Annotated in this window: 16 protein-coding genes; 8 read left to right on the top strand and 8 right to left on the bottom strand. The window is 72.8% G+C overall.

Features of this window, described 5'->3' with window-relative positions:
• Positions 1 to 1392: FG-GAP-like repeat-containing protein (locus ACPOLA_RS16730; RefSeq protein WP_435771639.1), on the top strand; the 1392-nt coding region annotated here is incomplete at its 5' end.
• A gap of 28 nt (positions 1393 to 1420) precedes the next feature.
• Here ACPOLA_RS16730 and ACPOLA_RS16725 read toward each other — a convergent pair.
• Both ACPOLA_RS16725 and ACPOLA_RS16720 read right to left on the bottom strand, forming a co-directional pair.
• Entirely contained in the window at positions 1421 to 2551 is a 1131-nt protein-coding gene (locus tag ACPOLA_RS16725; RefSeq protein ID WP_435771638.1) for a glutamate--cysteine ligase, read from the bottom strand.
• A 4-nt stretch (positions 2552 to 2555) separates the two neighbouring features.
• A complete protein-coding gene (locus ACPOLA_RS16720; RefSeq protein WP_435771637.1) occupies positions 2556 to 3062 on the bottom strand; it encodes a DUF402 domain-containing protein in 507 nt (168 codons plus the stop codon).
• Between the two features lie 37 nt (positions 3063 to 3099).
• On the opposite strand from ACPOLA_RS16720, the gene ACPOLA_RS16715 reads away from it, so the two are divergent.
• Positions 3100 to 4425, top strand: coding sequence for a threonine/serine exporter family protein (locus tag ACPOLA_RS16715; RefSeq protein WP_435771636.1), 1326 nt, complete (start codon positions 3100 to 3102; stop codon positions 4423 to 4425).
• Positions 4426 to 4665: 240 nt separating this feature from the next.
• On the opposite strand, the gene ACPOLA_RS16710 is transcribed toward ACPOLA_RS16715, so the two are convergent.
• Both ACPOLA_RS16710 and ACPOLA_RS16705 read right to left on the bottom strand, forming a co-directional pair.
• Positions 4666 to 5649 (bottom strand): type IV toxin-antitoxin system AbiEi family antitoxin domain-containing protein, encoded by a 984-nt coding sequence (locus ACPOLA_RS16710; protein ID WP_435771635.1) that lies wholly within the window; start codon positions 5647 to 5649, stop codon positions 4666 to 4668.
• A 228-nt stretch (positions 5650 to 5877) separates the two neighbouring features.
• Positions 5878 to 6486, bottom strand: coding sequence for a TetR/AcrR family transcriptional regulator (locus tag ACPOLA_RS16705; protein ID WP_435771634.1), 609 nt, complete (start codon positions 6484 to 6486; stop codon positions 5878 to 5880).
• A gap of 50 nt (positions 6487 to 6536) precedes the next feature.
• Here ACPOLA_RS16705 and ACPOLA_RS16700 point away from each other — a divergent pair, with 50 nt between their 5' ends.
• From ACPOLA_RS16700 to ACPOLA_RS16690, 3 genes are all read left to right on the top strand, one after another.
• Complete coding sequence (locus tag ACPOLA_RS16700) at positions 6537 to 8051, top strand: flavin-containing monooxygenase (RefSeq protein WP_435771633.1); 1515 nt, start codon at positions 6537 to 6539, stop codon at positions 8049 to 8051.
• Between the two features lie 85 nt (positions 8052 to 8136).
• On the top strand, positions 8137 to 8979 hold the full coding sequence (locus ACPOLA_RS16695; RefSeq protein ID WP_435771632.1) for an SDR family NAD(P)-dependent oxidoreductase: 843 nt from the start codon (positions 8137 to 8139) through the stop codon (positions 8977 to 8979).
• A 43-nt stretch (positions 8980 to 9022) separates the two neighbouring features.
• On the top strand, positions 9023 to 10120 hold the full coding sequence (locus tag ACPOLA_RS16690; RefSeq protein ID WP_435771631.1) for an FUSC family protein: 1098 nt from the start codon (positions 9023 to 9025) through the stop codon (positions 10118 to 10120).
• 42 nt (positions 10121 to 10162) lie between these two features.
• On the opposite strand, the gene hglS is transcribed toward ACPOLA_RS16690, so the two are convergent.
• The 4 genes from hglS to rocD are packed head-to-tail and all read right to left on the bottom strand — an operon-like array spanning position 10163 to position 15268.
• Positions 10163 to 11389 carry a 2-oxoadipate dioxygenase/decarboxylase gene (gene hglS / locus ACPOLA_RS16685; RefSeq protein ID WP_435771630.1) on the bottom strand — a complete coding sequence of 409 codons (1227 nt, stop codon included), beginning with the start codon at positions 11387 to 11389 and terminating at the stop codon, positions 10163 to 10165.
• Positions 11389 to 12930, bottom strand: coding sequence for an L-piperidine-6-carboxylate dehydrogenase (gene amaB, locus ACPOLA_RS16680; RefSeq protein WP_435771629.1), 1542 nt, complete (start codon positions 12928 to 12930; stop codon positions 11389 to 11391). Before amaB ends, hglS begins: the two co-directional genes overlap by 1 nt.
• The gene (locus ACPOLA_RS16675) at positions 12927 to 14015 is read right to left on the bottom strand and encodes a saccharopine dehydrogenase family protein (protein ID WP_435771628.1); all 1089 of its coding nucleotides are present in this window, start codon (positions 14013 to 14015) and stop codon (positions 12927 to 12929) included. Before ACPOLA_RS16675 ends, amaB begins: the two co-directional genes overlap by 4 nt.
• 23 nt (positions 14016 to 14038) lie before the next feature.
• A complete protein-coding gene (rocD, locus tag ACPOLA_RS16670; protein ID WP_435771627.1) occupies positions 14039 to 15268 on the bottom strand; it encodes an ornithine--oxo-acid transaminase in 1230 nt (409 codons plus the stop codon).
• A 198-nt stretch (positions 15269 to 15466) separates the two neighbouring features.
• Between rocD and ACPOLA_RS16665 the strand changes: the two genes are divergently transcribed.
• The 3 genes from ACPOLA_RS16665 (at position 15467) to hrpA (ending at position 20574) form a co-directional block, all read left to right on the top strand.
• Positions 15467 to 15979 carry a SigE family RNA polymerase sigma factor gene (locus ACPOLA_RS16665; RefSeq protein WP_435771626.1) on the top strand — a complete coding sequence of 171 codons (513 nt, stop codon included), beginning with the start codon at positions 15467 to 15469 and terminating at the stop codon, positions 15977 to 15979.
• Positions 15976 to 16650 carry a hypothetical protein gene (locus ACPOLA_RS16660; RefSeq protein ID WP_435771625.1) on the top strand — a complete coding sequence of 225 codons (675 nt, stop codon included), beginning with the start codon at positions 15976 to 15978 and terminating at the stop codon, positions 16648 to 16650. Before ACPOLA_RS16665 ends, ACPOLA_RS16660 begins: the two co-directional genes overlap by 4 nt.
• A gap of 72 nt (positions 16651 to 16722) precedes the next feature.
• On the top strand, positions 16723 to 20574 hold the full coding sequence (hrpA, locus tag ACPOLA_RS16655) for an ATP-dependent RNA helicase HrpA (RefSeq protein WP_435771624.1): 3852 nt from the start codon (positions 16723 to 16725) through the stop codon (positions 20572 to 20574).
• Positions 20575 to 20609: the final 35 nt, after the last annotated feature.

The following is a 20609-nucleotide window of genomic DNA, read 5'->3' as shown; positions in this document are numbered from 1 at the left end:
GGCCCGCCGCCGTACAGCCCGCCCTACGGGGGGCCGGACGCGCCGACGGCCCCGCAGCAGCGGCACCCGCAGCCGGCAGCGCCGCAGGGCCCGCCGCAGGCGTCGTACGGCCAGGTGCCGGCGGGTGGTCCGGCGTACGGCGGCCCGCCGCTGCACCCCGTCGGCCCGTCCGGCGACCGCCGGAGGGGGAAGGCGTGGGTGTGGGCGGTGCTCGCCGTGGTGCTGGCGCTGGTCCTCGGCACCGGCGTCACCCTCGCGGTGGTGCAGCCGTGGGACGGCGGTGGGTCCGACGGCTCGGCGAAGGGCGACGACCCCGAGGACCCCGACGGCGAGGACGCCGGTGCGGCCACCCAGGGCGACGTCGACGGCGACGGCCGGGGCGACGCGATCTACTACGTCTACCAGGACTACGACGACGTCAAGAAGGTCACCGCCAGGAGCACGGGAGAGGTCTTCGAGACCACCGAGCTGGCGGCCGACCCGTACAACGAGCCCGAGGAGCTCTACTTCGACTGGGACGGCGACGGCGCCAACGACAAGCTGACCTGGTCGTTCGTCGGCTCCGGCGACCAGATCACGCTGTCCTCCAGCGACAAGGAGTTCCCCGGCGAGCAGACCCACACCATGTCGCTGTCGACGCTCAAGGAGTACGGCGACATCCGGATCCAGGTCGTCAGCGGCGACTTCGACGGTGACGGCGACGAGGACCTCGCCCTCGCCGGACCCAACGACAAGCTCGTCGACGTCTCGGTGATGCTCAACGACGGCAAGGGGACGTTCGCGGCGCCCGTGCTGTGGCTGTCGATCCCGAACGCCGTGATCGAGGCGACGACCGTGCGCGCGGGCGACTTCGACGCCGACGGCGACGACGACCTGTGGGCCGAGCTGCCGGCCGACAAGCTGGCCGACAAGGACTACACCAGCTACTACTCCGGCGACCGCGGCTGGGCGCTGCTGAAGTCCAGCGGCCGGAACTTCGAGCTCGGGGCGATCACCAAGAGCCGGATCTACCACAACGAGCTCCTGGTGGGCGACGTCGCCGGCGACGGCGTGGACCGGGTCGTCGGCGTCGACGTGAACAGCTACGAGGAGGAGATCGCGATCGCCGTCTACGACGTCTCCGGCGGACAGCTGAAGGAGATCCCCGGCTTTTCCGGCACGTCGAAGGTGGGCCGGCGCAACCTCCAGGGCGCGACGCTCAGCGACGTCGACGGTGACGGCGACGGCGACGTGGTCTTCGTGGTGAAGTCCTACGAGGAGGCGAAGTTCACCGGCGTGCAGGTGATGACGTCGACCGGCACCTCGTTCGAGCCCGCCGTGGTGTGGGCGGAGACCCCCACCTGCCAGGACGAGAAGTGCCGGATCGAGTTCCCGAAGGTCGGCATCTACTGATTGGTACCGACGGCTGGCGGGCCGCGGCCTAGTCCAGCCCGCGGCGCAGCTCGGCCACCACGGAGTCCACCACGGCCACCAGGTCGTCGCCGGTGCGCTCGGCCACCGCCCGCTGCCGGGCGTACGACGCCCCGCGGGCCGGGATCTCCAGCACCGACGCCAGCTCGGCCTCGCAGCCCAGCCGGCGGGCGGTCGGCTCCAGGCGCGGGACCAGCTCGGCGAGGTCGTCGGTGACCAGCCGCTCGTTGGAGTGGGCGTCGAGGATGACGATCGCGTCGACGCCGTACCGGGCCGCGCGCCACTTGTTCTCCTGCACGTGCCACGGCGGCATCGTCGGGAGCTGCTCCCCGGCCGCCGCGCGCTCGTCGAGCCACACGACCAGGCAGTGCATCAGCGCGACCAGCGCCTCCATGTCGGTGAAGGTGGAGATGCCGTCGCACACCCGGTTCTCGATGGTGCCGTGCTTCATGGCCGGCCGCAGGTCCCAGCGGATCTCGCTGAGGTCGTCGATCACGCCGGTGGTCAGCTGGTCGTGGGCGAAGCGCTCGAACTCCTCCCAGGTCTGGAACTGGAACGGCAGCCCGGCGGTCGGCAGCTGCTGGAACATCAGGGCCCGGTTGGAGGCGTAGCCGGTGTCCACGCCCATCCAGATCGGCGACGACGCCGAGAGCGCCTGGAGGTGGGGGTAGTAGGTGAGCAGGCCGTTGAGCACCTGCATCACGCGGGCCTTCTCCGGCAGGCCGACGTGCACGTGCACGCCCCAGATCAGCATCTGGCGACCCCACCACTGGGTGCGGTTGATCAGCTCCTCGTAGCGGTGCCCCTCGCTGAGCTGCTGGCCGGTCCAGTCCGCGAAGGGATGCGTGCCGGCGCCGTACAGGTCGAGGTCGAGGTCGTCGGCGGCGGCGACCACGTGGCCGAGCGTGGTGCGCAGGTCGGTCATCGCCTCGCCGACGGTGTGGCAGACGCCGGTGACCACCTCGACGGTGTTCTTCAGCAGCTCCTTGTGGAGCTTGGCGGGGTCGGGCATCCGCGGCTTGGCGCGCGCGAACAGGTGCGCGGCGTCGTTGCGCAGGTCGCGCGTGCGGCGGTCGACGAGCGCGAACTCCCACTCCACCCCCAGCGTCGGCTCGGGCGATCCGTGGAAGTCGATGCGCACCTCATCAGCCTAGGAGGTGGAGCCAGCGCTCGGCCGTACCGTCGAACGGCGGCTCGCCGTCCCGGACGGCGGCCAGCACCCGGGCGGCGGACTCCTCGGCCGACCTGACCACCTCCGGCGGGTAGCCGTAGGCCACCCGGTGCTCGGCGAACTCGTCGGCGTCGTCCAGGTAGACGGTGCCGTCCTGGAGCATCACCACGTCCAGGTCCAGGTCGACCGCTCGCAGCACGCTGCCGTCCCAGGCGGGGCGTGTCGTGATGTCGACGTAGACCCGGTGCGTGGCCTTGGCGTCGTTGAAGGCCGCGACGTGGGCGGCGCCACCGGTCGGCACCACCACCACGCCGGCGAACTCCGCGACGAACTCCAGGCCGGGCCGCCGGTAGTGCGTCCCGAGCGGGAAGCCGAGCCAGTCGCCGTACGCGTCGGAGCCGAGGAACGTCCCGTCGTACTCCCAGTGCGGGCGGTCGCCCCACTTGGTCATCACGACCCGGATCGGGTCACCGGGGGTCATGCCGCGTGTCTACCAGAGGCCTGCCAGCATGACCGTCATGGCCGAAGGACGCGAGCTCAACCGCACCCTCGACCTCTGTCTGAAGGTGGGGGAGGTGCTGCTCTCCTCCGGCGCCGGTGCGCCCGACGTGGTGGCGACGATGCGGGCGCTGGCGCGCGCCCTGGGCGTGCCGCACACCCAGATCGACGTCACGTTCACCTCCCTGTCCATGAGCGTCCAACGGGACGCCGACGAGTCGCCGGTGATGCAGATCAGGCAGGTGACGCAGCGCGACATCGACTACGAGGACCTGACCCGGGTCGACCATCTGGTCCGCGACGTGGTGGCCGGTCGGCTCGGGCTCGACGACGCGCGCCGGGAGATGGCGCGGATCGCCTCCTCCGGCCACGCCCGGCCGCGGTGGGCGGCGGCGCTCGGCTCCGGCCTGATGTGCGCGGGGGTGGCTGTGCAGCTCGGCGGCGGGATCGTGGTGGCGCTGGTCGCCTTCCTCGCCTCGATCTGCATCGCGCGGATCCAGCTCGCGATGACCCGGCGCCGGCTGCCGCTGTTCTACCAGCAGGTCGCGGGCGGCGTCGTCGCGAGCGTGCTGGCCGCGGCCGCGACCCGGCTGTTCGAGCCGTGGGTGCACCTCAACACCTCCCTCGTGGTGATCGCCAACATCGTGATGCTCCTCGCGGGCATCGGGTTCATGGGCGCCATCCAGGACTCGCTGTCGGGCTTCTTCGTGACCGGTGGGGCACGGATCCTCGAGGCGGTCCTCGCGACGGCCGGCATCATCGCCGGCGTCAGTGGCGGGCTGAGCCTCGCCGGCGCGGTCGGCCTGGAGATCCAGCGGCTGACGCTGCCGCGGTTCGACCTGGTGTCGGTCTCGACCGCGGCCGTCGGCGGCGGGCTGGCCGCGGCGGCCTTCGCCTTCTCCTGCTACGCCCCGTGGCGCATCCTGCTGCCGATCGGGTTGCTGGGCGGGCTCGGGATCGCGACCACCGAGGCGGTCGAGCAGGCCGACTTCGCCCGCGCCTGGGCGGTCGGGGTCGCGGCGTTCGGCATCGGGCTGTTCAGCTACACCGTCGCCGGGCGGTTCCGGGTGCCGCCGCTGGTGGTCGTGGTCTCCGCGGTCGTCCCGCTCCTCCCCGGCCTCTCGATCTACCGCGGCCTCTTCCTGCTCGGCGACCAGGGCGGCGGCCAGGTCGCCGGCGGCCTGCTCGCCATGGCCACCGCCGCCTCCGTCGCCATCGCCCTCGCCTCCGGCGTGATCCTCGGGGAGTACGTCGCCCAGCCGGTCAAGCGCGAGGCCCGGCGCGTCGAGGCCCGCCTCGCCGGCCCCCGCCTCGTCGGCGTCACCCGCACCCGCAAGCGCAAGTAGCACGAGGTGGCGGGTTGTGGCGCGCGAGGTGGGAGGTTGTGGCGCGCGAGGTGGCGGGTTGTGGCGCGCGAGGTGGGAGGTTGTGGCGCGCGAAGTGGGAGGTTGTGGCGCGCGAGGTGGGAGGTTGTGGCGCGCGAGGTGGGAGGTTGTGGCGTGCGAGGTGGCGGGTTTGGCGCGCGAGGTGGGAGGTTGTGGCGCGCGAGGTGGCAGATCCGGGTGTGCGAGGTGGCGGGCCTCGGCTCACGGACGACGCGGACGGCGGCGGTACGACGGCTCGTCCGGTCCGCGCGAGTAGATCCGCCTGACCGGCGTCTCCGGTGACCGCTTCGCGTGCACGGCCCGTAGCTCGCGAAGCCAGGCATCACGGGCCTGGGCAGCGAGCCCGGCCTTCCGGACGACGATGATGTGCCAGTCGAGCTCGTCGCGCAGCGCACGGCGGCGGGCATCGTCACGCTCCTGGTCCTCGGGCCGTGTGTGGTGCTCCTCGCCGTCGTACTCCACGGCGATGCGAAGGTGCTCGTAGGCGTTCTCGATCTTCGCCCGGCCCCACGTGGGGACGTCCACCCAGACCTGCGCCGCCGGCATCGGCATGCCGTCGTCGTGGATCATCAGCCGCAGCCATGACTCGGGCTGAGAGTCGGCGAGGTCCGTGGAGAGCGGGATCAGCTCGCGCAGCTGCCGCACCCCGCGGTGCCCGGCGAAGCGTGGCAGCATCCGAGTGAGGCTTTGCTGGGTCAGACCGTGCCGGCGCCGGAAGGTGTCGAGGGTGGCCATAGCGCGATAGCGGCCGCGCAACCGGGCGACGTCGCATGCCGTGCGGATCGGCGTGGTGACCGGGACGTCGCCGACCAGCATCACCTCCGAGTCGACCAGGTCGCGCTTGCCGCCCTGAAGGCCTTGCCGTCTCGACCGGTCGTTGCCGTCGCGGGACACGACCTCGAGATCAGGGACGACGTCCAGCTCACCGAGGTCGAGGATGCTGATGCCGTGCAGCCACGCCGCTGACCGGTCGCAGACCACGGAGTGCGGCGGCAGGACCAGCGCGGCCGCCCGCGCACGGAGGTCGACCGAGTCGGTGGCCGAGCTGGCGACGTACACACCGTGCAGGAGGGGTCGAAGGACGCCGGCACGGCGCAGGTAACGCACCTTCGCGGGGCTGACGCCGGCGGCCGCCGCCATCGCGATGGTGAACGGTTCGCCGCTGAACGGGTCGAATGTGGGCACCCGACGAGGCTCCGCCGTTCCGTCGTACGACGCATCGCCGGCGGGCCGGGTTGTGGAGCTGGCCGTTCTTCCACAGGGACCGGGCGCGGATGTGGTGCATCGAGGGACGGGTGGGGTCAGCCGGTGCGCCGAAACCGCCCACCTCGCGCGCCGAAACCTCCCACCTCGCGCGCCGAAACCGCCCACCTCGCGCGCCGAAACCCGCCACCTCGTGGGGTCGGGGGCGGGTCAGGGGAGGGTGGCGACGAGGGTGGGAAGGGAGGTGGTGATGACCTGGAGGAGGTCGTCGCGGGAGAGGGAGGTGGGGTCCTCGCACCAGGTGAGGACGAGGTCCTCGACCATGGCCTGCCAAGCGCGGACGAGCAGCCGGACGGCGGGGGTGTCGGGGACGACCTCGCCGAGCGCGTCCTCGGCGAAGATGCGCTCGGCGAGCGCCTCCTGGGTGGCCTCGTAGACGGCGCGGAGCGCCTCGTTGCCGCCGGCGGCGGCCTTGACCAGCGACCGGTAGCCGGCGTGGTTGGCGACGACGTAGTCGACGTAGGCGGTGATCGAGGCCAGCAGCCGGTCGAGCGGCTCGCCCCCGGCGGGCGGAGCGGTCTGGGCGTAGAGGTCGGCGGCGGCGTGCTGCACCACGGCCTCGTAGAAGCCCTGCTTGCCGCCGAAGTAGTGGTACAGCAGCCCCCGCGAGATCCCCGCCTCCTCCGCGAGCACGTCGATCGAGAGCTGGTCGAGCGAGCGGGTGGCGAGCAGCTCGACGCCCAGGTCCAGCAGCTGGGTACGGCGCTGCTCCGGCGACAGCCGGGTGCGAGGCGCCGGGGCAGGGGTGGTCCGCGTCACGCCGCCCAGTCTATTGACAGTCGTTCAATAGTGCCAATAGCGTCGGAGTCATGACTGTTACTCCGGGTCGCACACAGGTCGACCACCTCGTCGTCGGTGCCGGCTTCGCCGGTCTCTGCGCCGCGATCAAGCTGGACGAGGCCGGCGAGCGTGACTTCGTCGTCGTCGAGAAGGACAGCGACGTCGGCGGCACCTGGCACATCAACACCTACCCCGGCGCGGAGTGCGACGTCCCGAGCCAGCTCTACTCCTACTCGTTCGCGCTGAACCCGGAGTGGTCCAAGGTCTTCTCGCCGCAGCAGGAGATCTGGGCCTACACCCGCCGGGTCGCCGAGGAGTCCGGCACGCTCGACCGGTTCGTCTTCGACACCGCCGTGACCGACGCGCGCTGGGACGTCGCCGAGCAGCGCTGGATCGTGACCGTCCAGGGCCCCGACGGGACCCGCGAGTACGCCGCCCGCACGCTGATCTCCGGATCCGGCGGGCTGTCCGAGCCGCGTCTGCCCGAGATCGAGGGCATCGAGACGTTCCAGGGCGAGGTCTTCCACTCGGCCCGCTGGAACCACGACGTCGACCTCGCCGGCAAGCGGGTGGCGGTGATCGGCACCGGCGCCTCGGCGATCCAGCTGGTGCCCGAGCTGCAGGAGGTGGTCGGCCACCTCGACGTCTACCAGCGCACGCCGAACTGGATCATCCCGCGCAACGAGCGGTCCTTCACCGCGCTCGAGAAGAGCCTGTTCCGACGGGCGCCGGCCGTGCAGCGTGCGGTGCGCTCGGCCGTCTACGCGACGCTCGAGGCCCGTGTGCCGGCGTTCAACCGGTTCCCCGGCCTGATGGCGGCCGTCGAGGCGCAGGGCAAGCGCAACATCGCCAAGGCGATCAAGGACCCCGAGCTCCGGGCGAAGGTCACCCCGAGCTACCGCGCGGGCTGCAAGCGGATCCTGATCTCCAACAAGTGGTACCCCGCGCTCGCCGCCGACAACGTCGACCTGGTCACCGACCCGATCGTGAAGATCACCGGCGACTCGGTCGTCACCGCCGACGGCACCGAGCGCGCGATCGACGTGCTCGTGGTGGCCACCGGCTTCTACGTCACCGAGCCGCCCATCGCGCAGCACATCATCGGCCGGGAGGGCCGGACGCTGGCCGAGGTCTGGGACGAGGCCGGCATGGCGGCCTACAAGGGCACGACCGTGCACGGCTTCCCCAACTACTTCCAGGTCGTCGGGCCCAACACCGCGCTCGGCCACTCCAGCATGATCTTCATCATCGAGTCCCAGGTGCGCTACGTCGTCGACGCGGTCTGCACCCTCCGCCGCGAGGGCCTGGCGGCGGTCGAGCCGACGCAGGCCGCGCAGGACCGCTGGACCGCGCGGATCCGCCGCCGGATGCGACCGACCGTCTGGCAGACCGGCGGCTGCGCGAGCTGGTACCTCGACAAGTTCGGCAACAACACCACCCTGTGGCCGGGGCAGACGTTCACCTTCCGGCGGCTACTGTCGCGTTTCGACATCGAGCAGTACGACGTGGAGCCGGTCACCCAGCGAGAGGCAGTCAGCGCGTGAGTCCGAGGAGCCCCCACGCAGGTGGGCTGAGGAACGAAGTCCGCCGTAGTGAGGCACCGCAGGATTCAGGCAGGAAGGGAAGCGCGTGAAGAACCTCAACAACAAGGTCGTCGTCATCACCGGAGCCGGCTCGGGCATCGGCCGGGCGCTGGCGGTGAACCTCGCCGGGAAGGGCTCGCTGCTCGCCCTGTCCGACGTCGACGAGGCCGGCCTCGCCGAGACCGTCTCGCTGGCCACCCAGGCCGGCGCGCCCGAGGTGATCTCGGACCGGCTCGACGTCGCCGACCGTGCCGCCTTCGCCGCCTACGCCGCGAAGGTCGCCGACCACTTCGGCCGGGTCAACGTGGTCGTCAACAACGCCGGCGTCGCGCTGGCCGGTGACGTCACCGACCTGACCTACGAGGACATGGAGTGGATCACCGGGATCAACTTCTGGGGCGTCGTGCACGGCACCAAGGAGTTCCTGCCCCACCTGATCGCCTCCGGTGACGCCCACATCGTCAACCTCTCCTCGCTGTTCGGCCTGATCGCGATGCCGGGGCAGAGCGCCTACAACGCCACCAAGTTCGCCGTCCGCGGCTTCACCGAGGCCCTGCGCGAGGAGATGCTGATCGCCGGGCACAAGGTCGGCGTCAGCTGCGTGCACCCGGGTGGCATCAAGACCGCGATCGCGCGCAACGCCCGGGTCGCGGCCACCGAGGACAAGAAGGCGACCGCCGACCTGTTCGACAAGAAGCTGGCCCGGATGACGCCGGAGCGCGCCGCGGAGATCATCGTCAAGGGGATCGTGAAGAACCAGGCACGGGTGCTCGTCGGCATCGACGCCCACGCCCTCCACCAGATGGCGAAGCTCACCGGCTCCCGCTATGAGGACATCGTGGCGATGGCCTCGCGCAAGGTGCTGCCGCCCAAGGCCAAGGTGGTCTGACCGGCTCGTGGTGACGCCTTCGCGCGCGTGGGACGATCGCGGCGTGGAGGCGTCACTCGACCGGATGTGGGCGAGGAGCCGACTCTCGCTGCGCGGACGGTACGACCGGTGGCGCGGCAAGTGGTGGGTGGTCGGCCAGTGCGCCGTCGCCGCCGGGGTCGCCTGGTGGATCGCCGCCGACCTGCTCGGCCACGACACGCCGTTCTTCGCGCCGATCGCCGCCGTCGTCTCGCTCGGCACGTCCTACGGCCAGCGGCTGCGCCGCGTGGTGGAGGTGACGCTGGGCGTCGCGATCGGGGTCTTCGTGGCCGACGCGATCGTCGCCGGCATCGGGTCGGGTGCCTGGCAGCTCGCGCTCATCGTGCTGCTCGCCATGTCCACGGCCCTCCTCCTGGACGCCGGCACCCTGTTCGTGACCCAGGCCGCGGTGCAGTCGATCGTCGTCGCCGCCCTGGTGCCCGGCGCCGAGGGGGCCTTCCTCCGCTGGACCGACGCGCTGATCGGCGGCGCGGTCGCGCTCGTGGCGGCGATGGTCGTGCCCGGCGCGCCGCTGCGCCGCCCGCGTGAGCAGGCCGCCGCCGTCGCCCGCAAGGTCGCCGAGCTGCTCCGGGCGGCCTCCGACGTGATGGTCGACGGCGAGGTCGACCCCGCCCTGGAGCTGCTCGCGGACGCCCGCGCCACGGACCGGATGATCCGGGAGCTGCAGGCGGCGGCCTCGGAGGGCACCTCGGTGGTCAGCTCCTCCCCCTTCCGGGTGCGGCACCGCGAGCCGCTGCGGCGGCTGGTCGAGCTGGTGGACCCGCTCGACCGGGCCCTGCGCAGCACGCGGGTCCTGGTGCGGCAGACGTCGGTCGCCGCCTACCGTCGACGGCCGGTGCCGCGGTCGTACTCGATGCTGACGGCGGACCTCGCGGCGGCGGCCGACGCGGTCGCCGACGAGCTGGCGGCCGACCGCCCGGCGGTGGGCGCCCGCGACGTGGTGCTGGCCGTGGGCGCGGCGACGGGTCGGGTGGAGCGCAGCGACGAGCTCGCGGCCGAGGCGATCCTGGCGCAGATGCGCGCCATCGTCGCCGACCTCCTGCTAGTCACCGGCATGGGACCGCTGGAGGCGACGGACGCCCTGCCCCCGCCGCCGCGCTGACCCACGCTCACACCCGTGCCGGACCCACGAGCGGGAGCCTCGTCAGGCGGAGGCCGCCTCGGCGGTGTACAGCGCGTAGGGGTCGTGCAGCGGGCGGCCCAGCGCCTCCCGCAGCCAGCCGGCGTCGCGCGCGGCGGCGCGCTGGGCGGCGTCGACCGTGCCGTCGGAGGTGAGGTTGGAGGCGAAGATGCCGGCCGCCGACTTCGGGAGGAAGTCCTCGTAGACGATGGGCTGCAGCCGCCCGTCGGCGTCCCGGCCGTAGTAGGCCAGGCCGGCGTCGTGGAGCTCCTGCTCGGTGTCGGGGAACGCGTCGATGCCCGAGGCGTCGTACAGGGCGCGGCCCTCGGGCGTCAGCGCAACGCCGCGGGCCTCGACCTCGCCGAACCGCACCCGCAGCTCACCGGAGGTCAGCGAGCCGTCGGCCTCACGGAAGGTGCGTGGTTCGGCCAGCGCCCGGAACGACGTCTGCCGCAGCAGCACCGCGGGCTTCGTGGTCAGCGGCGGCCCCTGGATCCGGTCGATCATGGTGATCCCGAGGTCGGTCATCCGCCGGTAGAGGTCGTCGATGTCGAGCACGCGCGGCGTGAGGTGGTTGATGTGGGTCGAGGTGACCCCGCCGATGTCGGCCGCGACCGACGAGATCGCCTCGAGATGCTCGTACCAGGCCCGGTCGACCGGCTCGGCGGAGAGGGCGAAGGACGCCGTGGCGAGCTCGAGGAAGCGGTCGGCGTCGTCGGCCGTGAGCCCGCCGGCCTTCTCCGCGAGGTCGGCGAGGTGGAGCAGCTCGTCGGGGAACAGGCGCCGGGCGGCGAGGAACTCCTCCAGCTGGGCCTGCGTCCGCTCGTCGAAGAAGCGACGGTCGTCGACCACGAGCAGGGAGGTGAACACCCGGAACGGGTTGGCCGCCAGCTCCGCGCGGTCCACGGGCCGGAACGCGGTCGAGACGACCGGGATCGGCGGGCTGGCCTCACGCAGGTCGTAGAACCCGACCGGATACATCCCGCAGGCACCGAAGATCCGGCCGACCTGCTCGATCTCCGCAGGGGTCCCGACCCGGATGGCGCCGTGCCGCTCCGCGGTGACCCGCTCGATGCTCCCCAGCCGCTCCGCCTCCTCGCCCATCCGGGCCAGGACGTCGGCGTTCACGGCCGCGGAGACCTCCACCAGGCTGTTGTAGGCGGGCACCTCCGAGCCGTAGAGCGCGGAGAGCGCCCGGGCGAACCGGGCGCGCAGCTCGGTGGGGCCGACCAGTGTGACCGAGCCGGGCATCACCCGAACTCCACGCCCTGGGCGAGCGGCAGCTCGGTGGAGTAGTTGACCGTGTTGGTCGTGCGGCGCATGTAGGCCTTCCACGCGTCCGAGCCGGACTCGCGTCCGCCGCCGGTCTCCTTCTCGCCGCCGAACGCGCCGCCGATCTCCGCGCCGGACGTGCCGATGTTGACGTTGGCGATGCCGCAGTCGGAGCCGGTGGCCGACATGAACAGCTCGGCCTCCCGGGCGTCGAGGGTGAAGATCGCCGACGACAGTCCCTGCGCGACGCCGTTGTGGAGGGCGATCGCCTCGTCGAGGTCGGTGTAGGTCAGCACGTAGAGCACCGGCGCGAAGGTCTCCGCCTTGACGATGTCGGTCTGGGAGGGCATGTCGATGATCGCCGGTACGACGTACTCGCCGCCGGCAACCCCGTCGGCCCGGACGCCGCCGGTCACCAGGCGGCCGCCGTCGCGCTGCGCCGTCTCGACCGCGGCGAGGAAGCCCTCGGTGGCCGAGGCGTCGATGAGCGGCCCGACGAGGGTGTTCTTGTCGAGCGGGTCGCCGATGGAGAGGGTGCCGTAGGCCTTGGAGAGCCGGGAGACCAGCTCGTCGTGGACCGACTCGTGGACGATCACCCGGCGCAGCGTCGTGCACCGCTGGCCGGCGGTGCCCACGGCGGCGAACACGATGCCGCGGACCGCCAGGTCCAGGTCGGCGGACGGGGCCACGATCGCCGCGTTGTTGCCGCCGAGCTCGAGGAGGCAGCGGCCCAGCCGCGCGGCGACCCGCGGTGCGACCTGCTTGCCCATCCGCGTCGACCCGGTGGCCGAGACGAGGGGGACCCGGGGGTCGTCGACGAGGGCCTCGCCGACCTCGCGCTCACCCAGCACGACCTGGGTGAGCCCGTCGGGAGCGCCCACGCGCCGGGCCGCCTCGGCGGCGAGCGCCTGGCAGGCCAGCGCAGTGAGCAGCGTCTTCTCGGACGGCTTCCACACGACCGCGTCGCCCGCGACCAGTGCCAGGGCGGCGTTCCACGACCACACCGCGACGGGGAAGTTGAAGGCGCTGATCACGCCGACCACGCCGAGCGGGTGCCACTGCTCCATCATCCGGTGGCCGGGGCGCTCGGAGGCGATGGTGAGGCCGTGCAGCTGGCGGGAGAGGCCGACCGCGAACTCGCAGATGTCGATCATCTCCTGCACCTCGCCGAGGCCCTCGGAGCGGATCTTGCCCGCCTCGATGGACACCAGCTCGCCCAGCAGGTCCTTGTGCTGGCGGAGCAGCTCGCCGAGCTCGCGGACGAGGTGTCCGCGCACGGGTCCCGGCACCGAGCGCCACTGCTCGTACGCCGCCTGCGCCGAGCCGACCACCGCGGCGACGTCGGCGGGCGTGTGGGCCGCGAGCCGGCCCAGCTCCGAGCCGTCGACCGGCGTGCGGGCGACGAGCGTGCCCGAGGCGGACGGGCCCGTGCCCTGCTCGAGGAGCGCCGGGTCCACGCCGAGCGCGGCGAGGATCTCCCGCGCGCGGTCGGCGAGTCCTGTGGTCGCCTGCTGGCTCATGCGCTGATCCTTCCGTAGTCCGCGAAGCGCCGTCCGGCGTGCGTCGCGTAGAGGTCCTCGAGGCAGATGTCCTCCTGGCGGACGAAGCCCTCGTGGGGCAGCACGCCGTCGGCGACGAGCTCGACGACGGCGACCGCCGAGGACGCGGTGGTCCACGAGATCGCCCGCCAGCTCCGGCCGTCGATCTCGATGGGGAGGTAGCCCTTGACGTGGTTCTCCCGGAAGGGCTGGCCGTCCTTGACGCCCTCGACCGCCGCGTGGAGGTAGACGATGTCGTCGTTGACCGGCGGCTTGGCCCGCACCAGGATCCGGCCGACCTCCTCGCGGGCGTCGCGCAGCCCGAGCTCGTCGAAGAGGAAGTGCATCTGGTCGAAGTGGCCGGGGTAGCGCAGCGTCTTGTAGTCCAGCCGCTGCACGCGACCCTCGTAGGTCTGGCACATCGTGCCGAGCCCGCCGGAGGTGAGCGCGGCCTCGAGCTCGATGCCGCCGATCACGACGCGCTCCTTCTCCTCCATCGCCGGCACCATCTTGCGGCGGCCGGAGCGGAGCACCTCGCAGTCGTTGAGGTACTCGTTGACCACACCCTCCGCCGACCAGTTGAAGGCGTAGCCGAGCAGGCCGGTCGGGTTCTGGGGGAGCGCGCCGACCTTGAGCTCGATGGAGCGGATCTCCTCGAAACCCTTGGCCAGGGAGGCCCCCACGATGCCGATCAGGCCCGGGGCGAGGCCGCACTGCGGCACGAACGCCACGCCCGGGGTCTGCTCGGCCAGCTCGATCACCCGCTGGGTGGTCGGCACGTCCTCGGTGAGGTCGAAGTAGTGGCAGCCGACCGCGGCGGCCGCCTCGGCCACCTCGATGTTGCGGTCGTAGGGGAGACACGACACGACGGCGTCGAGGCCGCGCAGCGCGTTGCGCAGCACCTCCCCGTCGCCGACGTCGAGCTGGGCGGTCTCGAACCGGAGCCCGGGCCGGCCCTGGGCGTCGTACCCGCTGACCTTGAAGCCGGCGTCGTTGAGGAGGCCGGCGACGAGCTCGCCGACCTTGCCCAGTCCGATGACTCCGACGTGGTTGATGCTGCGCGCCATGGCGTGCTCCTTTGCTCCGATGGTCAGGCGAGTACGGCGGCCAGCTGGTCGATCCCCCAGTGCAGGTCGTCCGGCGTGATCACCAGGGGCGGTGCCAGGCGGATCGTCGAGCCGTGCGTGTCCTTGGCCAGCACCCCGCGCTCCATGAGCCGCTCGCAGACCTCGCGGCCGGTGCCGATCGCCGGGTCGATGTCGACGCCGGCCCACAGGCCGCGGGAGCGGAAGGAGACCAGCCCTTGCCCGAGCAGTGCGTGCAGCCGCTCGGCCAGCAGCGTGCCCAGCTCGGTCGCTCGTGCCTGGAGCTCGCCGGTGCTCAGCATGTCGACCACCTCGAGCCCGACGGCGCAGGCCAGCGGGTTCCCGCCGAAGGTCGAGCCGTGCTGGCCGGGCCGGAGCACCCCGAGGACGTCGCTGTCGCCGACCACCGCGGAGACCGGCACGATGCCGCCGCCGAGGGCCTTGCCCAGCAGGTAGAGGTCGGGGACGACCGCCTCGTGGTCGCACGCGAACGTGCGACCGGTGCGGCCGAGGCCCGACTGGATCTCGTCGGCGACGAGCAGCACCCGCTCGCGGGTGCACAGCTCGCGGACCTCCCGCAGGTAGCCCTCGGGCGGGATGATCACCCCGCCCTCGCCCTGGATGGGCTCGATGAGCACCGCGACGGTGTCCGGCGTGATCGCCGCGGCGAGGGCGCTGGTGTCGCCGTAGGGCACCAGGTCGAACCCGGGTGCGAACGGGCCGAAGCCGCCCCGCGCGTCGGGGTCGTCGGAGAAGCCGACGATGGTCGTCGTGCGGCCGTGGAAGTTGCCGGCCGCCACGACGATCCGGGCCGCGTCGGGCGCGACGCCCTTCACGTCGTAGCCCCACTTGCGGGAGACCTTGATCGCGGTCTCCACGGCCTCGGCGCCGGTGTTCATGGGCAGCACCAGCTGCTTGCCGCACAGCTCGCCCAGGGCGGCGCAGAAGTCGGCGAACCGGTCGTGCACGAACGCCCGGCTGGTCAGCGTGAGCCGGTCGAGCTGCCCGTGCGCGGCCGCGAGCAGGCGCGGGTGCCCGTGGCCGAAGTTCAGTGCGGAGTAGCCGGCGAGCAGGTCCAGGAACCGGCGGCCGTCGACATCGGTCAGCCAGGCGCCCTCCGCGTGACTGAGCACGACCGGCAGCGGGTGGTAGTTGTGCGCGGTCCGGGCGGCGGCGCGATCGACCTCCTTCGCGGTCAGGCGAGGGGCGATCGTGCGGTCAGGCGCAATGCTCATGGTGAAGCCTCCGCTGAGAAGGTGGGTTCGCAGGAGGATCTGCGGCGTCGTGGTGATTGTCAGACAATCCCGGGGCCACTGTAACCCACGCCACGCCGGGCCGTGTCAAACCCCGGTGCCCGGCGCGGCCAACCGATCATGGACGAGCTCCGTCAAGCAGGTGAGGCCGAAGGTCGGCCGACCAGGAGAGGGGACCGGATGGCCCGGCGGCCGGACAGGGACCAGGCGTTCGCCGCCTACGTCGCGGAGCGGCGGCCGCAGCTCTACCGCGCGGCATGGCTGCTGTGCGGGGACCCGCACCGGGCCGAGGACGTGGTGCAGGCGGCGCTGACCCGCCTGTACGTCGCCTGGCCGCGGGTCCAGCGCGCCGACTCGGTGGACGCCTACGTCCGCCGGGCGCTCGTCAACGCCCACGTCGACGAGACCCGCCGACCGTGGCGACGGGAGACGTCCGCGAGCGACGACCTCCCCGAGCGCGAGGTCCGGCCGCCCGACCCGGGGGAGCGCGACGCGCTGTGGGAGGCGCTGCGACGGCTGCCGCCGGGGATGCGCCGGATCGTCGTGCTGCGCCACTTCTGGGGTCTCAGCGTCCAGGAGACCGCCGCCGACCTCGGCATCAGCACCGGAACCGTGAAGAGCCAGACGTCCGCCGCGCTGGGTGCGCTGCGCGCCGTGCTGGCAGAGCCCGAGACGGAGAGGGAGTACCGATGAACGACACACTGGAGGACCGCCTCGGCGACCGGCTGCACCGGCTCGCGAGCGAGGTGGAGGTGCCGGGGTTCGCCCCCGGCGACGACGTACGACGCGGCCGCGGGCGGCTGCGCCGCAACCAGGCCCTCGCGGCGGCCGGCTCGGTCGTCACCGTCGCCGCACTGGCGGGAGCGGCGACGACGCTCGGCGGTGCCCCGGCGGGCGAGGAGCAGGCCGCGACGACGCCGGCGGCCGAGCAGCGGCAGCGGCCGGCGGCGCCGAAGGCGGCCGAGGCGCCCGGCCGGACACCGGTCGGCACCCTCGAGCAGAGGCTGGGCGAGGTCGCGACCGACGACGAGGGGAGCGGGCAGCTCGCCCAGCTGCAGGCCGTGGCGGCGGCCCTCGACGACCAGCTGGGCGACCAGCCCTGGGTCCGGCTCGGGATGGGGGCCGCGCCGACGTGGGAGGAGACCGGCGCCGCGGACTGCCCGACGGGGTGGACCTGCGAGGACGTCGCCGTGGAGGGAGCGAGCCGGGCGAGGCTGGCGACCAAGGCGGGCGTCAGCCAGGTCGCCGCGGAGTTCCCCGGCCAGGTCGTCGTGGTCACCGTCACCACGTGGGACCGACCTGCCGACCACGCCTACACCGGCACCACCGGCACCGACGAGTACTTCGCGATCCGCGGCGACTGACCGGCGACGGCCGTACCCGCCGGGCAAACCGGCGCGCGCCGGTCAGGGCGGGCAGGGGACAATGGTCGTGCTGTGGACATCTCCTACCCGCCCGACCTGCCGGTCAGCGCCCGTCGCGACGACATCGCGACCGCGATCCGCGACCACCAGGTCGTGATCGTCGCGGGGGAGACCGGCTCCGGCAAGACCACCCAGCTGCCGAAGATCTGCCTCGAGCTGGGGCGTGGTGCGGAGGACGCCGACGGCCGGACCCGGATGATCGGCCACACCCAGCCCCGCCGGATCGCCGCCCGGTCGGTCGCCGAGCGGATCTCCGAGGAGCTCGGCGTGGAGCTGGGCGAGCTGGTCGGCTACCAGGTGCGGTTCACCGACCGCACCTCGCGCGCCAGCCGGGTCAAGCTGATGACCGACGGCATCCTCCTGGCGGAGCTCCAGCGTGACCGGATGCTGCGCCGCTACGACACGATCATCATCGACGAGGCGCACGAGCGCAGCCTCAACATCGACTTCCTGCTGGGCTACCTGCGCCAGCTGCTGCCGCGCCGGCCGGACCTCAAGCTGGTCATCACCTCGGCGACCATCGAGACCGCGCGGTTCGCCGAGCACTTCGCCGGCCCGGACGGCACGCCCGCGCCCGTGATCGAGGTGACCGGGCGCACCTATCCCGTCGAGGTCCGCTACCGCCCCCTCCTGGAGCTGCCGGCCGCCGACGAGGACGGCGAGCCGATCGTCCGCGACCAGACCGAGGCGATCGTCGACGCGGTGAAGGAGCTCTCGGCCGAGGGGCCGGGGGACGTGCTGGTGTTCCTGCCCGGCGAGCGGGAGATCCGGGACACGGCCGAGGCGCTGGCGCCCCTCGAGGAGGGCCCGCGCGGGATCGACGTGCTGCCGCTCTTCAGCCGGCTGTCCGCGGCGGAGCAGCACCGCGTCTTCGCGCCGGCCAGCGGATCCCGCCGGCGGGTGGTGCTGGCGACCAACGTGGCGGAGACGTCGCTGACCGTGCCCGGCATCAGGTACGTCGTGGACACCGGTGTCGCCCGGATCTCGCGCTACTCCTCGCGCACGAAGGTCCAGCGGCTCCCGATCGAGCCGATCAGCCAGGCCTCCGCCAACCAGCGGTCGGGGCGGTGCGGGCGGGTCGCCGCCGGCATCGCGATCCGGCTCTACTCCGAGGAGGACTTCGAGGGGCGGCCGGAGTTCACCGATCCCGAGATCCTGCGCACCAACCTGGCGTCGGTGATCCTCCAGATGACCGCCCTGGGCCTCGGGGACATCGCCCGGTTCCCCTTCGTCGAGCCGCCCGACCGGCGCAACGTGCAGGCCGGTGTGCAGCTGCTCGAGGAGCTGGGCGCGGTCTCGGCGAAGGGCGAGCTGACGAAGGTGGGCCGGCGCCTGGCGCGGCTCCCCGTCGACCCGCGACTGGGCCGGATGCTGCTGGAGGCCGAGCGGCTGGGCTGTGTGCGCGACGTGATGGTCATCGTCGCCGCGCTGTCGCTCCAGGACCCCCGGGAGCGGCCCGGGGCCGACCGCCCGGCCGAGCGGGCCCAGGCCGACCAGCTGCACGCCCGCTACAAGGCGGAGGGCTCGGACTTCCTCACCTGGCTCAACCTCTGGCGGCACCTGCGGCAGCAGCAGCACGAGCTGTCGAGCAGCGCCTTCCGGCGGATGTGCAAGCGGGAGTTCCTCAACTACCTGCGGGTGCGGGAGTGGCAGGAGCTCGTCGCGCAGCTGCGCCAGGTCGCCAAGGAGATGGGGCTGCGGGTCGAGCCGACGCGCGGCGCGGAGAGCGGCGCCGAGGGAGGGGCGCCGTACGACGCCGACGGCGTGCACCAGGCGCTGCTCTCGGGGCTCCTGTCCCACATCGGCCTGCGCGAGGAGCGCGAGAAGCCGCCACCCGGGCGCGCCCCCAAGGAGCGTCGCCGGCCCGGGCCGCGGGAGTACCTCGGTGCCCGCGGCGCGAGGTTCGCCATCTTCCCCGGCTCCGTCCTGGCGCGGAAGAACCCGCCGTTCGTGATGGCCGGCGAGCTGGTCGAGACCGGGCGGCTCTGGGCCCGCCAGAACGCCGAAATCAAGCCGGAGTGGGCCGAGCGGCTCGGCGACCACCTGGTCAAGCGCAGCTGGTCGGAGCCGCACTGGTCGCGCAAGCGGCAGGCCGTGATGGCGCGCGAGCGGGTGACCCTGTACGGCGTGCCGCTGGCCACCGACCGTCTCGTCTCCTACGGGCGCGTCGACCCGGCGCTGGCGCGGGAGGTCTTCATCCGCCACGCGCTGGTCTACGGCGAGTGGGACACCCGCCACCGCTTCTTCCACCGCAACCGCCGGCTGCTGCAGGAGGCCGAGGAGCTCGAGCACCGCGCCCGCCGGCGCGACCTCGTGGTGGACGAGCACACGCTCTTCGACTTCTACGACCAGCGGGTCGGCGAGGGCGTGGTCAGCGGCGCGCACTTCGACCGGTGGTGGAAGGACGCGCGGAAGGCGGAGCCCGAGCTGCTGACCTTCGACCCCGCGATGCTCACCCACGACACCGTCGAGGAGGTGCGCGAGGCGGACTACCCCGAGGCGTGGTCCTTCGACGAGGGGCTGAGCTTCCCGATCCGCTACCACTTCGAGCCGGGGGCGGCCGACGACGGCATCACCATCGACATCCCGGTCGCGACCCTCAACCGGGTCGCCGACGAGGACTTCTCCTGGGTGGTCCCGGGACTGCGCGAGGAGCTGGTGACCGAGCTGCTGCGGAGCCTGCCCAAGCAGCTGCGGGTCAGCTTCGTGCCGGCGCCCAACACCGCCCGCGAGTTCCTCGCCAACGTGCCGCCGGGGGAGGAGCCGCTGCTCGACGCGCTGGAGCGCTACCTGCGCTCCACGACCGGCGTGCACGTGCCCCGCGAGGCCTGGGGACTCGACAACCTGCCGGCGCACCTGCAGCCGACCTACCGGGTGGTCGACGACCGGGGCCGCGAGCAGGCCCGCGGCAAGTCGCTCACCGAGCTCAAGGCACCGCTGCGGCCCCAGTTCGAGAAGGCGATGGCCGAGGTGGCGTCCGACTCGGGCGTCGCGCACACCGGTGAGACGAGCTGGGCCTTCGGCGAGGTGCCGGCCACCGCGACCTGGACCCGCGCCGGCCACGAGGTGGAGGCGTTCCCCGGCCTCGTCGACGAGGGCGCGACCGTCGGCCTCCAGGTTTTCGGGTCCGCCGACGAGCGCGCCGCGCGGCACCGGCTCGGCGTCGTACGCCTGCTGCTGCTGGAGCTCGGCGACGCGCCGCTGGCGGGGATCGCGGACGGGCTCGGCAACGCCGAGAAGCTGGGCCTCGCGGGCACGCCCTACGCCGGGGTGCCGGCGATCCTCGCCGACTGCCTGCGCGCGGTGGTGGTCGACGCCGTCGACGCGGCGGGCGAGGTCCGCACGGAGCAGCAGTACGACGCCCTGCTCGCGGCCCTGCGCAAGGACGGCCCGGCCGCTGTTCGCGAGGTCCTGGCCGAGCTGCTCCGGGTGCTCGCGCTCTGGCGGGAGGTGGACCGCCTGCTCAGCGGCCGGGCCGATCTGCCGCTGCTGCCCGCCCTGACCGATCTTCAGGCACAGCTCGGCCGGCTGGTGCGCGAGGGCTTCGTCGGCGAGGCCGGCGCCGCTCGGCTGCGCCGCTACCGCACCTACCTGATGGGGATGCGCGAGCGCCGCACCGCGCTCGACACCGGCGGCGCCGCCGCGGTCGTGAAGGACCGGCAGCGGATGGACCTGGTCCAGCCGCTGCAGGAGGCCTACCTGGCCCGCCTCGCGGCCCTGCCCGAGGGACGGCCGCCGGCCGCCGGCCTGCGCAAGGTCGGCTGGATGCTCGAGGAGTACCGCGTGTCCCTGTGGGCGCAGGCGCTGGGCACCGACGGGCCGGTCTCCGACGTGCGGATCCGCAAGGCGCTCGACGCGCTGTGAGCGGGCAGTCCCGCAGCACGTCGAAACCGCCGGAG

This window comes from Nocardioides proteolyticus (assembly GCF_051280635.3).
Lineage (GTDB): Bacteria > Actinomycetota > Actinomycetes > Propionibacteriales > Nocardioidaceae > Nocardioides.
Note: the sequence above shows the minus strand (reverse complement) of the source record. Positions and strands in the feature narration are given on the sequence as shown.

What these genes read in the sequence shown, in the direction of transcription:
- ACPOLA_RS16720 (WP_435771637.1), bottom strand. Translation starts at nt 3,062, where the DNA reads ATGACCCCCGGTGACCCGATCCGGGTCGTGATGACCAAGTGGGGCGAC.
- ACPOLA_RS16715 (WP_435771636.1), top strand. Translation starts at nt 3,100, where the DNA reads ATGGCCGAAGGACGCGAGCTCAACCGCACCCTCGACCTCTGTCTGAAG.
- ACPOLA_RS16700 (WP_435771633.1), top strand. Translation starts at nt 6,537, where the DNA reads ATGACTGTTACTCCGGGTCGCACACAGGTCGACCACCTCGTCGTCGGT.
- hglS (WP_435771630.1), bottom strand. Translation starts at nt 11,389, where the DNA reads ATGCCCGGCTCGGTCACACTGGTCGGCCCCACCGAGCTGCGCGCCCGG.
- amaB (WP_435771629.1), bottom strand. Translation starts at nt 12,930, where the DNA reads ATGAGCCAGCAGGCGACCACAGGACTCGCCGACCGCGCGCGGGAGATC.
- ACPOLA_RS16675 (WP_435771628.1), bottom strand. Translation starts at nt 14,015, where the DNA reads ATGGCGCGCAGCATCAACCACGTCGGAGTCATCGGACTGGGCAAGGTC.
- rocD (WP_435771627.1), bottom strand. Translation starts at nt 15,268, where the DNA reads ATGAGCATTGCGCCTGACCGCACGATCGCCCCTCGCCTGACCGCGAAG.
- ACPOLA_RS16665 (WP_435771626.1), top strand. Translation starts at nt 15,467, where the DNA reads ATGGCCCGGCGGCCGGACAGGGACCAGGCGTTCGCCGCCTACGTCGCG.
- ACPOLA_RS16660 (WP_435771625.1), top strand. Translation starts at nt 15,976, where the DNA reads ATGAACGACACACTGGAGGACCGCCTCGGCGACCGGCTGCACCGGCTC.